The 15,254-nt window shown below is 41.3% G+C and carries 10 protein-coding genes; 4 read left to right on the top strand and 6 right to left on the bottom strand.

Annotated elements, in window-relative coordinates; all coding sequences use genetic code 11:
* Positions 1 to 274 precede the first annotated feature (274 nt).
* Together HFK82_RS01390 and HFK82_RS01385 are read right to left on the bottom strand one after the other, a co-directional pair.
* A complete protein-coding gene (locus tag HFK82_RS01390) occupies positions 275 to 2,956 on the bottom strand; it encodes a cation-translocating P-type ATPase (protein ID WP_168260529.1) in 2,682 nt (893 codons plus the stop codon).
* 203 nt (positions 2,957 to 3,159) lie between these two features.
* Entirely contained in the window at positions 3,160 to 3,546 is a 387-nt protein-coding gene (locus HFK82_RS01385) for a YwiB family protein (RefSeq protein WP_154454193.1), read from the bottom strand.
* Positions 3,547 to 3,723: 177 nt separating this feature from the next.
* Between HFK82_RS01385 and HFK82_RS01380 the strand changes: the two genes are divergently transcribed.
* The 4 genes from HFK82_RS01380 (at position 3,724) to HFK82_RS01365 (ending at position 8,397) form a co-directional block, all read left to right on the top strand.
* Positions 3,724 to 5,022 (top strand): HD domain-containing protein, encoded by a 1,299-nt coding sequence (locus HFK82_RS01380; protein ID WP_168260528.1) that lies wholly within the window; start codon positions 3,724 to 3,726, stop codon positions 5,020 to 5,022.
* Positions 5,023 to 5,138: 116 nt separating this feature from the next.
* Positions 5,139 to 5,948 carry a sugar-phosphatase gene (yidA, locus tag HFK82_RS01375; protein WP_168260527.1) on the top strand — a complete coding sequence of 270 codons (810 nt, stop codon included), beginning with the start codon at positions 5,139 to 5,141 and terminating at the stop codon, positions 5,946 to 5,948.
* On the top strand, positions 5,948 to 7,162 hold the full coding sequence (locus HFK82_RS01370) for an aminoacyltransferase (protein WP_154454190.1): 1,215 nt from the start codon (positions 5,948 to 5,950) through the stop codon (positions 7,160 to 7,162). The genes yidA and HFK82_RS01370 overlap by 1 nt, the downstream gene beginning before the upstream one ends.
* On the top strand, positions 7,162 to 8,397 hold the full coding sequence (locus HFK82_RS01365; RefSeq protein ID WP_168260526.1) for an aminoacyltransferase: 1,236 nt from the start codon (positions 7,162 to 7,164) through the stop codon (positions 8,395 to 8,397). Before HFK82_RS01370 ends, HFK82_RS01365 begins: the two co-directional genes overlap by 1 nt.
* Positions 8,398 to 8,490: 93 nt before the next feature.
* Here HFK82_RS01365 and tpiA read toward each other — a convergent pair whose 3' ends face one another.
* The 4 genes from tpiA to ppc all read right to left on the bottom strand — a co-directional run bounded on the left by tpiA (position 8,491) and on the right by ppc (position 15,149).
* Positions 8,491 to 9,249 (bottom strand): triose-phosphate isomerase, encoded by a 759-nt coding sequence (tpiA, locus tag HFK82_RS01360; protein WP_154454188.1) that lies wholly within the window; start codon positions 9,247 to 9,249, stop codon positions 8,491 to 8,493.
* A 178-nt stretch (positions 9,250 to 9,427) separates the two neighbouring features.
* Complete coding sequence (gene tuf / locus HFK82_RS01355; RefSeq protein WP_154454187.1) at positions 9,428 to 10,624, bottom strand: elongation factor Tu; 1,197 nt, start codon at positions 10,622 to 10,624, stop codon at positions 9,428 to 9,430.
* Between the two features lie 237 nt (positions 10,625 to 10,861).
* Positions 10,862 to 12,151, bottom strand: a complete 1,290-nt coding sequence (gene ftsW / locus HFK82_RS01350) for a cell division peptidoglycan polymerase FtsW (protein WP_168260525.1) — start codon at positions 12,149 to 12,151, stop codon at positions 10,862 to 10,864.
* Between the two features lie 172 nt (positions 12,152 to 12,323).
* Positions 12,324 to 15,149 (bottom strand): phosphoenolpyruvate carboxylase, encoded by a 2,826-nt coding sequence (gene ppc / locus HFK82_RS01345; RefSeq protein WP_168260524.1) that lies wholly within the window; start codon positions 15,147 to 15,149, stop codon positions 12,324 to 12,326.
* Between the last annotated feature and the right edge of the window lie 105 nt (positions 15,150 to 15,254).

The raw sequence follows: 15,254 nt of genomic DNA, 5'->3' as shown, positions 1-15,254 counted from the left end.
CCATTATAGGTGCCAGAAAGGGTTTTCCTATTGACTATTTAGCTGCTAATTCAGCAGACTAACACAATAGTACCAAAAAGGCATTTGGCAATCACAACAAGAAAATGACAAATGGATAACAAAACATCACACCACCATGACGACACCACTAACCACCCGCATAGCGGGTGGTTTATTTGTCACGCACCTTGCGGAGCGTGACGGACTGAAAGTCACATAACAAAAGAATCAGACTGCTAAGCAATCTGATTCTTTTGTTATTATTTAGAAATCTCTAAATGGCTTTTTCATCTTGTCCAAGTGCACGTTGAATAGCTTTGACAATTTCGGTCAAGACAAGCATCATCAAACTACTAATGATAACGGCAGTCCATTGACCCACGCTCAAGTGAGAAACGTGGAACAATTGATTAAATCCTGGCACAACGATGGTTACCATCAAGAGCAAGAAGGCCACTGGGATAGCCCGGTTGAAGGTTCTATTTCTAAAGGCACCAACAGTAAAGATTGATTGGTAAACGGACTTAACGTTGAAGGCGTGGACTAATTGGATAAGACCAAGTGTCGCAAAGGCCATTGTCAAGGCATCTTCGTGTACCATGTGAGCTTGTGAGTGTTCTGGGAACATGATTGCCCAACCATAAACGGCAAGGACAAGCAAGGTTTGGAAAATACCTTGATAGATAATAGCTCCCATAACCCCACCGTCAAAGAAGTTGGATTGACGTCCACGAGGTTTGTGTTTCATAACGCCAGGTTCAGCAGGTTCTACACCCAAGGCGATGGCTGGTAGCGTATCGGTTACCAAGTTAATCCAAAGCAAATGAACGGGTTGAAGCACATCCCAACCAAACAAGGTCGCAAAGAAGATGGTAAGCACTTCGGCCATATTGGCTGAAAGAAGGTATTGAATGGATTTTTGAATGTTTGAGAAGACCTTACGTCCTTCTTCAACAGCAACAATGATTGTCGCAAAGTTATCATCGGCAAGGACCATATCAGAAGCACCTTTTGCCACTTCTGTACCCGTAATCCCCATACCGATACCAATATCAGCTGTTTTCAACGATGGCGCATCATTGACACCATCACCAGTCATAGCAACAACTTTACCTTCATTTTGCCAAGCTTTAACGATACGCACCTTGTGTTCTGGTGACACACGCGCATAAACAGAATATTGTTTAAAGACTTTTTGGAATTCGTCGTCAGACAATTCGTTGAGTTCAGCACCAGTAAAGACATGGTTTTGGCCGTCATCTTCGATAATGCCTAGACGTTTAGCAATAGCTTCCGCAGTATCTTGGTGGTCCCCGGTAATCATGATAGGACGAATACCAGCTTCCTTGGCTACCTTAACAGCTTTGGCAGCTTCAGGACGTTCTGGGTCAATCATACCGACAAGACCTGCAAAAATCAAATCTGATTCCACATTTTTGGAATCCAAACTTGGAATTTCAGGAATGTATTTGTAAGCCATCATCAATACACGAAGGGCTTGTTTAGCCAAGTCTGTATTGAGTGATAAGATAGTAGCTCTTTCGTCATCTGTAATAGCACGAACTTGGCCATTGTCCTCAATGCGAGTGACACGTTTTAAGAGTTGGTCAGGTGCCCCTTTAACCGCCACAAAGTAGCGTCCATCGGCTTCTTCGTGAATCGTTGACATCAACTTACGGTCAGAATCAAATGGCAATTCTGCCACACGAGGTTCGTTTTTAAGCACATCACGAACATCAAAGTCGTGGTCTAAACCAAATTGAACCAAGGCCGTTTCGGTTGGGTCACCAATGAGATTGCCTTCTGGGTCAATCTTGGTATCATTAGCAAAATTCATGATACGCAAGGTCTTATCATCAGCTGGAATCGTTGCTTTAGCGTCCAATAATTGGCCACTAGTGTAGATTTTTTCAACCGTCATTTGATTCATGGTCAATGTTCCGGTTTTATCTGAAGCGATAATTTCGGTTGAACCAAGGGTTTCAACGGCTGGCAATTTACGAACGATGGCATTGCGTTTGGCAAGGGTTGTTGTTCCCATTGACAAGACGATGGTTACAATAGCGGGTAGCCCTTCTGGAATAGCAGCAACCGCCAAGGCAACAGAAGTCATCAAGCCTTCAACAGGTTCTTCACCACGGACAAATACCCCGACGATAAAGGTCACGATAGCAATACCAACAACCAAGTAAGTAAGAACCTTAGACAATTGGTTCAAGTTTTGCTTCAATGGGGTGTCTGTTTCGTCTGCGTTGGCAAGCATATCAGCAATTTTACCAACTTCGGTGTAATGACCTGTATTGACAACAACCCCAACACCACGACCATAAGTCACGTTAGAGTTTTGGTAAGCCATGTTGACACGGTCACCAATACCAGCATCATCAGCCACTTTAATAGACAAACTCTTTTCAACTGGAACAGATTCCCCTGTCAGGGCAGCTTCTTCAATTTTTAAGGAAGCGACTTCTAACAAACGCATATCAGCAGGCACCACATCACCGGCCTCCAACATGACAATATCACCAGGAACCAATTCTCTCGAATCAATTTCAACGACATGTCCGTCACGGCTGACACGCGCCACTTGGCTAGACATATCTTTCAAAGCTTCAATGGCTGCTTCAGCTTGCCCTTCTTGATAAACCCCAAAAGCCGCATTAAGCACAACAACGGCTAGGATAATCAAAGCATCGGTAAGCCCTTCTGTTCCTTCAGTGATAACAGATAAGGCAGCTGCAACAAGCAAGATAATAATCATCAAGTCCTTGAATTGGTCAAGAAACTTAGCCAACAATGAGCGTTTCTGGGCTTCTTCAAGTTCGTTGTGACCATATTCATCTAAACGTTTTTTAGCTTCTGCCGCAGATAAACCGTCACGGGTGGTGTGCAAGGCGTCAAGCGTTTCGTCCTCGCTCTTCAAATAAAACAAATCTTTGCTTTGTTCTTTAGACAAAATAGTTTCCTCCTTCGGTCTTCTTTCCTAAATAGAAAAGAGACCTGTTTTAAAAAACAAGTCTCGCTGTTTAAGACATAGCCGGAAATTTCTTTCGTATTGACGACTAGGCCACGGGAATCCCCGTCTGCTACTCCCTTGATACATGGTCATAATACCAATTTTCAAGGCATTTGTCAACCAGCTTTCCCTATTTCAAAGCCTTATTGCCAGCGCAATTCTAGCTCGTAATCAGCCAAAGCAGACTCTCCCTCAAGGGCTTTTAAACAATAATGCAAGGTAACACTTTTCTTGTCGGGGTCAAAAACATAATGGCTGGTTTCTGTTTTAAAATGCTGGATACCAAGCGGCGTAGGAATCAAGACAACCGCAGGGTTTTGGGCATGAAATCGCATGATGGATTTTGGTGTGGAAAAACGCGTCATGACCAATTCCTCTTGATTGCACTTGATGATAACTTTCTCATCTTCTTCATTGACATAAGTCAAATAAAGGTATTGATTTTTTGGGGTTACGGTAACAGGATAGCTTTCGTCAACCCACTCCACCTCGTTATCCATGATGATTTTATTGCGAATCTGTAATTGCATAATCCTCTCATCTGCCAAATCAACAGCTCCATCAATCTGGCAAATCCCTCTTTTCTATTACATGATAAGTCTCTTTCATTATACCTTTTAACGCTTGGAATGACAACTTTGGGCACAGAAGTCTGACATGCTTTGATTAGGGGTTTCCAGTCGTTTTTTGGTATAATGGGAGCATGAATGAAAAAAGTATTTCGTGATCCTATTCACAATTATATAACGGTCAATCACCGCGTGGTTTATGATCTTATCAACACAGCAGAATTTCAACGTTTGCGTCGCATCAAGCAAGTCCCAACGACAGCCTTTACCTTTCATGGTGCCGAGCACAGCCGCTTTTCGCATTGTCTAGGCGTTTATGACATTGCTAGGCGTGTTACTGAGATTTTTGAGGAAAAATTTCCCGACATTTGGAACACTGATGAAAATCTTTTAACCATGGTGGCAGGGCTCTTGCACGATGTGGGGCACGGGGCCTATTCCCACACATTTGAAAAATTGTTTGGCACTGACCATGAAGCCTTCACTCAGGAAATCATTATCAGTTCTGATACTGAAATCAACGCTATTTTGCGACGAGTGGCTCCTGATTTTCCAGAAAAAGTGGCTAGTGTCATCAACCACACCTATCCCAATAAACAAGTGGTGCAACTGATTTCTAGCCAAATTGACTGTGACCGCATGGACTATTTGCTTAGGGATTCTTATTACAGTGGCACAAAATACGGGCAATTTGATTTAACCCGCATTTTGCGTGTCATTCGTCCTGTCAAAAATGGTATTGTCTTTGAATACAATGGCATGCACGCCGTTGAGGACTACATTGTCAGTCGTTTTCAAATGTATATGCAAGTTTATTTTCACCCTGCCAGCCGTGGCATGGAAGTCTTACTACAAAATCTTTTGAAACGAGCCAAACGCCTTTATCAAAAAGACAGCCATTTCTTTAAGAAAACCGCTCCAAATCTCATTCCTTTTCTGGAAAATCGAGCGGATTTGTCGGATTATCTGGCTTTAGACGATGGCGTGATGAACACTTATTTTCAAGCTTGGATGGCTTCTGACGATGATATTTTAGCGGATTTAGCCAGTCGATTTGTCAACCGTAAAATTTTCAAATCCATCACCTTTGATGAGACAGCTGAAAAGCATTTGGATTGCTTGGTGAAGTTGATTGATTCAGTTGGTTTTGACCCTAAGTATTACACGGGTATTCATGCCAATTTTGATTTGCCTTATGACATTTACCGCCCTGAAAAAAAAGAACCACGAACAGATATTAACATGATTCGCAAAGATGGCTCTATCATCGAATTATCAACCGTATCACCTATCGTTAAGACCTTGTCAGGCACAACTTACGGTGATAGACGTTTCTATTTTCCAAAGGAAATGTTGCAGGCAAATGACCTCTTTACTGAGGACAAAGAGCAATTTATGAGTTACATTACCAACGACCATTTTGCTTACCACGACTAACCTTATTGTTAAAAACTGAAAAAGTGACGTATCTGTTAGAATCTCCATGACAAATACGGCACTTTTTAGTAAGATATATAGGTAGATTCTTCTAATTAGAAAGGATACCATACTCTATGTCAATTAAACTAGTTGCCGTTGATATTGACGGCACGCTTCTGACCAATGACCGCAAAATCACACCTGAGGTTTTTGAAGCTGTTCGAGACGCTAAAAAACAAGGGGTTAAGGTCGTTATCGCTACTGGACGTCCGATTGCTGGTGTTCAGACCTTACTGGACGACTTAAACTTAAAAGACACTGGCGATTATGTCATTACTTTTAATGGTGGCTTGGTGCAAGACACGGCCACAGGTGAGAACATCATCACAGAAGTCATGACCTATGATGACTATCTTGATATTGAATTTCTCAGCCGTAAGCTAAATGTCCACATGCACGCCATTACCAAAGAAGGGATTTTTACTGCCAATCGTAACATTGGAAAATACACCGTGCACGAATCAACCTTGGTCAATATGCCTATTTACTACCGCACACCAGAAGAAATGGGCGACAAGGAAATCATTAAAATGATGTTTATCGATGAGCCTGAAATTCTTGATGCAGCTATTGCTAAAATCCCACAAGAATTTTACGACAAATACACAATCGTGAAATCAACACCATTTTATTTGGAAATCTTAAACAAAACAGCCAGCAAGGGCAATGCCATCACACACCTTGCTGAAAAAATGGGACTTAGCCTTGACCAAACAATGGCCATCGGTGATGCTGAAAATGACCGAGCCATGTTGGAGGCAGTCGGCAATCCTGTTGTCATGGAAAATGGCACACCAGAACTCAAACAAATTGCCAAATATATCACCAAATCAAATGAAGAAAGCGGCGTTGCTTACGCCCTTAGAAAGTGGGTTTTAAAATAATGTATAGCTATAAAATCGGCATTTCTGCTGAAGAACACGACCAATTTGCCAAAGCAAGTGACCAAACCAATCTGTTGCAATCATCTAATTGGGCAAAAATCAAGGACAACTGGGACAATGAACGTCTTGGTTTCTACAAAGATGGCCAATTAGTGGCATCAGCATCTGTTCTCATCAAATCCTTGCCACTTGGCTTCACCATGCTTTACATTCCTCGCGGACCCATTATGGATTACAGTGACAAAGAATTAGTTGCCTTTGTCATCAACTCACTCAAAAAATTCGGAAAAACCAAACGTGCCCTCTTCATCAAAATTGACCCAGCTTTGTTGCTCAAACAATACAAAATCGGTGAAAACGTGGAAGAAAATGCAGAAACCCTTACGGCTATCGAAAACTTGAAGGCTGCAGGTTGTGAATGGACTGGACGCACAACAACGATTGCTGAAAGCATTCAACCGCGTTACCAAGCCAATGTCTATACCCAAGAAGACATGACTGCAACATTTCCTAAGCACACCAAACGCTTGATGAAAGATGCGATTCACCGTGGTGTGATAACTAGCCGTGGAAGCATCGATGATGTCAAAGCCTTTGCAGACGTCGTTGCTCTTACAGAAAATCGTAAAGGGGTTGCTCTTCGTAACGAAGATTATTTCCGCAAAATGATGGAAACTTACGGTGATGATGCTTACCTTCACCTTGCCAAAGTTAATTTACCAAAACGCCTAGCGGAATACAAAGAACAACTTGCTCAAATTGAAAAAGATTTAGCAGAAACAAAAGAAAACCAGAAAAAACGTTTGACCAAATTAACCCAACAAAAGAATTCTGTCACAAAATACATTGCAGAATTTGAAGAATTCGTTCAAAAATACCCAGATGAACTCATTATTGCAGGTATCTTGTCTGTATCATTTGGCAACGTCATGGAAATGCTTTACGCTGGTATGAATGATGAATTCAAAAAATTCTACCCACAATATTCACTCTATCCAAAAGCTTTTGAAGATGCCTACGCTGATGGCATCATTTGGGCAAATATGGGTGGTGTTGAAGGGACACTTGACGACGGTTTAACCAAATTTAAAACAAACTTCAACCCAACCATCGAAGAGTTCATTGGCGAATTCAACATTCCTGTCAATCGTGCTCTTTATGGGCTATCTAACCTTGCTTACAACATTCGCAAACAAAGGAGAAATGGCCATTAATGCCTCTTGAGATTATTGAAAAAGACGTTTTTAGGACTTTTTGTAACAGCGTTCCCTACAAATCATTCATGCAATCTAGCGAAATGGCGGAGCTGCTCAGCAAACGTGGTTATCAGGTTGCCTATCTTGGCTTTAAAGACCAAGGGCAATTGCAAGTAGCTGCTATCCTTTTTAGCTTGCCAATGACAGGGGGCTTGCACATGGAAATCAATTCCGGTCCCGTTTCACGCGATAAACGCTATTTAAAAGCCTTTTATCAGGAATTGCAGACCTACGCCAAAGAAAACGGTGCCCTTGAATTATTGGTGAAACCCTACGACACTTACCAACAATTCGACACCGATGGCAAGCCAACTGACCAAGAGCAAACCGCCTTGTTAGAGGATTTTCTCTCGCTTGGTTACCAGCATGACGGGCTTTTGACTGGCTACCCTGGTGGCGAACCTGATTGGCATTACCTCAAGGATTTGACAGACTTAGATGACAAATCCCTGCTCAAATCCTTCAGCAAAAAAGGACGTCCATTGGTTAAGAAAGCCAAGACCTTTGGCATTACGCTAAGAAAGCTTGACCGAGAGGAATTGCCTCTTTTTAAAGAAATCACTTCTGCTACCTCAGACCGTCGAGATTACATGGACAAATCCCTTGAATATTATCAAGATTTTTACGACAGTTTTGGGGATTCTTGTGAATTTATGGTAGCAAGCCTTAATTTTCAAGATTATCTAAATCATCTAGAAAATGACCAAGGCAAACTTAAGCAAAAAATAGCTAAACTCAAAGCTGATTTGGAGAAAAATCCTCATTCCGAGAAGAAACAAAATCAGCTGCGCGAATTAGCCAGCCAATCCGACACCTTTGACGTTCGTATTGCAGAAGCCAAAGCATTTATTGCCAAATACGGAACACAACACGTAACCTTGGCAGGTAGCCTCTTTGTTTACACCAAACAAGAAGCTGTCTACCTATTCTCAGGCTCTTATCCAGAATTTAATAAATTCTACGCACCTGCCTTGCTTCAGGAATACGTTATGTTGCAAGCCATCAAACGCGGCATTACCAATTATAATTTGCTTGGTATCACTGGAAATTTTGATGGTTCAGATGGTGTTTTACGCTTCAAACAAAACTACAATGGCTATATCACACGTAAGATGGGAACTTTCCGCTATTACCCTCGACCGCTTAGATACAAGGCCATCCAACAAGTAAAAAGATTATTGGGACGCCAATAAAAGAAAACCTTGGAAATTGGTTTCCAAGGTTTTCTTGATACAAAAAATGACCTGCTAAAAACAGGCCATTTATTATGCTTCAACGTTTCTTGATTATTTAACGAAGTCAAGAAGAGCAAGGAAGCTTTCTGGTTCAAGTGAAGCACCACCAACAAGGGCACCGTCAACGTCTGGGCAAGCCATGTATGCTGCAACGTTTTCAGGTTTAACTGAACCACCGTATTGAACGCGAACTTTGTCAGCTACTGCTTGACCGAAGTCTGCTGCAACTGTGTCACGAACAACTTTACACATTTTTTGTGCGTCGTCTTGGCTAGCTGATTTACCAGTACCGATAGCCCAGATTGGTTCGTATGCGATAACAAGTGAAGAAACTTGTTCGTCAGTCAAGCCAGCAAGAGCAGCTGAAACTTGTCCACCTACGAATTCTGCAGCTTTACCTGCTTCGTAAGTTTCAAGAGTTTCACCACAGCAGATGATTGGAAGCATACCGTTAGCAAAGATAGCTTTTGCTTTTTTGTTGATGTCTTCATCTGTTTCGTGGAAGTATTCACGACGTTCTGAGTGACCGATTACAACGTAGTCAGTTCCCATTTCAGACAATACTTTAGGGCTGTTTTCACCAGTGAAAGCACCAGCATTTTCAAAGTAGCAGTTTTCAGCAGCAACTTTAAGTTCTGAACCTTTAGCTGCAGCAAGAACTGTTGAAAGGTCAAGTGCAGGAGCTGCGATACCAGCTTCAACAAGTTCTGATGAAGGCAATTTAGAAGCTACTGCTTCAACAAATGCTTTAGCTTCTTCTGGATTTTTGTTCATTTTCCAGTTACCAGCGATAAATGGTTTACGTGACATTTCACATACCTCTTCTATTTTTTTTTACTCCTTATTTTATCATATTTTCTGCAGGTTTGAAAGGTTCGACACTATTTTTAGAGAGGAAAGTCACAAAAAAAGAGCCCCTAACGGGACTCTCCACAATTACTATCTGACTAAATAATTGTTATCTGGGAACTTAATTAGTTAATTCAAATTAAGCTTCGATTTCTGAAACGATACCTGAACCAACAGTACGTCCACCTTCACGGATTGAGAATGTAGTACCTTGTTCAACGGCGATTGGGTGAATCAATTCAACGTCGATAGTTACGTTATCACCAGGCATTACCATTTCAGTACCTGCTGGAAGTTCGATTGAACCTGTAACGTCAGTTGTACGGAAGTAGAATTGAGGACGGTAGTTGTTGAAGAATGGAGTGTGACGTCCACCTTCTTCTTTAGTAAGGATGTAAACTTCACCTTTGAATTTAGTGTGTGGGTGGATTGAACCTGGTTTAGCAAGAACTTGACCACGTTCGATTTCATCACGTTGGATACCACGAAGAAGCACACCAACGTTGTCCCCTGCAAGACCTTCATCAAGTTGTTTACGGAACATTTCAACACCAGTAACAACAGCTTTTTGGATGTCGTCACGGATACCAACGATTTCAACTTCGTCGTTGACTTTAACAGTACCACGGTCGATACGTCCTGATGCTACAGTACCACGACCAGTGATTGAGAATACGTCTTCGACTGGAAGAAGCAATGGTTTGTCAGTATCACGTTCTGGTTCTGGAATGTATTCATCAACAGTGTCCATCAATTCCATGATGATGTCTTCGTAGTGAGTGTCACCTTCAAGGGCTTTAAGAGCTGAACCTTGGATAACTGGAAGATCGTCACCTGGGAAGTCGTATTCTGAAAGAAGGTCACGGATTTCCATTTCAACCAATTCAAGCAATTCTTCGTCATCAACAAGGTCGATTTTGTTCATGAAGACGATAAGGTATTTAACACCTACTTGACGTGAAAGAAGGATGTGTTCACGTGTTTGTGGCATTGGACCGTCAGTTGAAGCTACTACAAGGATAGCACCATCCATTTGGGCAGCACCAGTGATCATGTTTTTAACGTAGTCCGCGTGTCCTGGAGCGTCGATGTGAGCGTAGTGACGTTTAGCAGTTTCGTACTCAACGTGTGCAGTGTTGATTGTGATACCGCGTTCGCGTTCTTCAGGAGCAGCATCGATAGAAGCGTAGTCTTTTGGTTGGTTAACTGCGCTTGGAAGACGACGAGCAAGAACTGTTGTAATTGCAGCTGTCAAAGTAGTTTTACCATGGTCAACGTGTCCGATTGTACCAATGTTAACGTGTGGTTTACTACGATCGTATTTTTCTTTTGCCATTTGGGTAAAAGCCTCCAATAAAATATATTTTATAGATAGACGGTAGGCAATACAGTCTAACCTTACCCTACTATTTTATCAAATTATAAAGGAATTGCAAGCATTTAACTATTTCTTATGCGTCTAAATTTTCAAGAATGCCTGTAAATCCCTTAAAATCAAGCGATTTCCCAATGTTATTTCTTTCAAAAAAATAACCAAAGCAAGACAAAATACTTGCTTTGGTCAAAAAATCATTTAGTCATTATGGAACAATTGATCCAAATCAATGACATTATCTGCATAGGGGTGATTGGTGTTTTGTGCTTGGAGTTCTGCTTCTGCTTCTCTGATAATCTCTTCACGTTTTTCATTGGCATCAATATTGAGCACAAAACCAATGGCAACCGAGAGCACCAACAAGCTATTTCCCCCTTGGGATAAGAATGGGAAAGTAACCCCTGTTGATGGAATCAAGCCTGAGATACCACCGATATTGACAAAGGTTTGCATCAAAATCATGCCACCAATTCCTAGTGCAATCATGGCATTGAAAGGATTTTTAGCCTTAATCCCCACGTGCATAATACGTAAAATCAAGAAGAACAGCAAAGCAAGAATAAGTCCTGCTCCAATCAAACCTAATTCTTCCATGACAATGGAAAAGACAAAATCGGTTGTCGCCTCAGGAAGATAACCACCTTTTTCAATGGAATTCCCCAAACCTCTACCAAACCAACCACCATTACTCATGGCATAGTAAGAATGAGCTAGCTGGTGTCCTGCGTTGGTCAAGTCATCAAAAGGATTGAAAAAGGCACTGAAACGTTTGGCAACATAACCAAAAATGGGCACTTTTTCCATGGTTTCCACACCAATGGCAAAGATTAAGCCTAAAAATCCAGCTGATAAGGTCGTGACGGTAATCAAAATAGCAGAAAACCAACGGTAAGCTACCCCACTGACTGAATACATGATCAAGCCAGTCAAAACGATGATAGCTGCATTTCCAAGGTCAGGCTGTGCTGCGACCAGCATAATCATCCCTAGCGAATACACGCGCCAATCTTTTAAATCACTCCAACGCCTTGGTATCCAACGCCGCTTGGTCAAGGCTTGGTAATCATAGATTTCAATTTCTTTCTGGCGCCGTGAAAACGTATAAGCCAACAGCCAGACAATGATGATTTTCAGGTATTCTGCTGGTTGAAAACTAATGGGACCAATCACAATCCAACCGTGCGCCCCGTTAACCGTTCGCGTAAAGAAACGCGCAATTAACAAGAGAACAACTTCAACGATCATAGTCGTTGTCAGGACTTTTGGATTTTTCAAGAAGTCTAAACGTAATTTATAAATGAAAAAGATAGCAGCTAAACTGATGCCCCAATACATTCCTTGGTTAAGAACTGACAGAAAAGGGGTTAACCCGTATTGGACAAGGGATGGGCTTGTGGTCGAATAAATGACAATCAAACCAATCACAGATAAAATTAAATAAGGCACAAGGATTGAATAATTCAGTAAATGCCTCTTCGAAATATTCATAAACGCTCCTATTAAGACATATGATCTCTGGATGTAATAACCATCTGCCATTATACCATCTTTCTAAGCTAAAAAAAAGTAAAAGTCTAGCAAGTCTTGCCAAAGTCTGAGCCAAAGTAAAAAAGCACCCCTTGGACTTAACCAAGAAGTGCTGCTTCATCTTGCTTTATGATCAGCCTGAGTTACGCAAACCAGTTGCAATACCGTTGATAGTGGTGTGAATGAGTTTTTCGTAATCTTCGTCCAACTCATCGTGGCGTAAACGTTTAATCAATTCAATTTGAATGTAGTTTAAGACGTTGAAGTATGGCAAACGGTAATCAAGGCTGGCACGAAGAGATGGATTGGTTTCCAATAAATCTTCATGTTGTTCAATAGCTAAAATAACATTTTTAGTGAGTTGCCATTCGTCAAGAATGGTGTTAAAGACATCACGCACGTCTTCATCTTCAGCCAATTGAGCGTATTGGAAAGCAATGTTCATGTTTGATTTTGAAAGAACCATATCTACATTTGAGAGGAGAGAATGGAAGAATGGCCATTTGTCATACATGTGTTGCAATTTCGCCAAGTTACCCTCATCAGCGTCAATAAAGTGTTTGAAGGCAGAACCGACACCATACCAGCCTGGGAACATCACTCGACTTTGTGACCATGAGAATACCCACGGAATCGCACGAAGGCCTGAAATTTCAGTGATGGTTTTACGAGCAGCTGGACGTGAACCGATATTCAAACTTGAAACTTCTTTAATTGGGCTTGCTTCAAAGAAATAATCATAGAAATGCGGATTGCCAAAGACCAAATCACGGTAAACTGTATTTGAATAGCTAACAATGTCGTCCATCGTTGCACGGAACTCATCGATTTCATTAGCATCCGTAATCATGCGTGTTACAATACGGTCAATGGTTGCTGACACCAACATTTCAAGGTTGTAGTAGGCAACGTCTTTATTACCGTATTTGTTTTCAATGATTTCCCCTTGCTCTGTCAAGCGGATGCGGTCTTTAATCGAACCAAATGGTTGGGATGTAATGGCTTCATATGATGGACCACCTCCACGGCCGACTGTACCACCACGACCATGAATGAAGGTTACTTTAATACCACGTTCTGTTCCGATACGAGTCAATTCGTTTTGAGCCTTGTAAAGTGTCCAAACAGATGACAAGTAACCGCCGTCTTTATTACTATCTGAGTAACCAAGCATGACTTCTTGGTAGCCTTTGTTAGCTGCAATCCAACGGCGCACGATGTCGTAATCAAGGTATTCTTCCATGATGCCACGTGAATTTTCAAGGTCTTCGATGGTTTCAAAGAGAGGAACAATTTGAACACGCGCTTTTTGGTTATCAATCAAACCAACTTCTTTTAACATAACCGCTAATTCAAACATATCAGACACGCTTTCAGTGTGTGAGATAATGTGTTGTTTGATGACTTCTTCGCCTAGCTTGTCTTTAAGATAACGAGCGGTTTTAAAGATAGCCAATTCTTTTTGCAGGAGTTCTGACTTCTCAGCATTTGCTGAAGATAAGGTACGAGGGTCCTCAATCAGTTCTTTAAGCAAAATCTTGATTTTTTCCTCTTCTGGAAGCTCACTGTAATTATCCACAACGTTTGCTGATCGTAACAATTCTGCCACACAAGCTTCGTTGACGCTTGAATCTTGACGCATATCAATGGTTGCAAGGTAGAAACCAAAAACATCAACTGCTTGGAGCAACTCGCTGAAATCACCTGTTAGCATAGCCTCATCGCCATTATCTAACAATGATTGCTTGATTAAGAGTAAATCATCTTTAAATTCTTGGGCCGTTTTGTAGCTTGGAATTTCATTTTGAAGTTCAGAAGACACGCGAGAGAATTTCTCTTGCAAATACTTGCTGACAACACTAGCATTGTTGGTGCTTGTGTAAACCCCAAAACTAATGTTGTTGCTGCTTTCCAAGACACGTTGTGAAATGCCTGGTCCAGCTTTTAATTCCAACAAGGTTTGAATCAATTTCAACTGAATGTAATGGAAGGCTTTACGGTAAGGCTCATTTTCACGATAAATCGATTTATCTGTTGATAATTCAGCCAATTTTTCCACTTCAGGACTGATGTCTGTAAGAGTTGTAGAAAGTGAGAAGGTACGATAAAGACCTGTTAATTTTTCGATGTAGTAGTTAAGAATAACTTCACTTTGGACAGTGGCAGAAAGTTGCAGAGTTTCTGCTGTAACGTATGGGTTTCCATCACGGTCGCCCCCAATCCACATTCCCATGGTGATTGGTTTTGGATTGTCCAAATCAAGGCCTTTTTCAGCGGCTAAGTGCTTGTATTCTGATGTTAATTTTGTGATGGCTTGAATCAAAGAGGTATTGTAATACTCCATCACGTTGGTGATTTCATTTTTAACCGTCAATTTCTTCTCACGAATAATATCCGTTTGCATGATGATTTCAATGTAACGGCGTAAATCCGTGTACCATTTGTTACGGTTGACAACACCAGCCTTAACATCGCGGTACTTACGCAACAAATCATGAATGTGGTTGGTCAACTCCAAAACGGTTTTACGTTGCACTTGCGTTGGGTGAGCGGTTAATACAGGAACCACGTTCACGTTTTCAAGAATTTCTTTGGCGTTGTCGCTTTCTGAAACCATGTCAACCGTTAGAGAAAGTTTGCCAAGGTAATCCTTGCCCATGTTGTTTTGGTAGTTAATCTCATACGCAAAATCCACATCTTCAGAGATGTTGATTAAAAGTGGTAAAATTGAAAAATAGCGAGATACGACGATCATCTCATCATTCGTTAATTGAGCTACTAATTTTTCAAGTTTGACGTATTCAGAGCTTGCTGATAAGTCGGCGATATTTTGAATTTTGGCAAACACCTCATCGCCAACCATTTGATGGGTTGTATCGTCAAGGATTTGTTTTAACACTTTGACTTCTTCTGTCATTATCGACCGAGTGTTATTATTTTCCAATTTTTTGACTGTCACTCTCTTCACTCCTTTTTGTTCGGATTGGAATCCTTTGTTACAAACGTACCCCTATATCATACCACTTTTTGTAAGGAAAAGTAACCCATTTTCTAATGATTATCC

The sequence above is a fragment of the Streptococcus alactolyticus genome, assembly GCF_012277075.1.
Lineage (GTDB): Bacteria > Bacillota > Bacilli > Lactobacillales > Streptococcaceae > Streptococcus > Streptococcus alactolyticus.
Note: the sequence above shows the minus strand (reverse complement) of the source record. Positions and strands in the feature narration are given on the sequence as shown.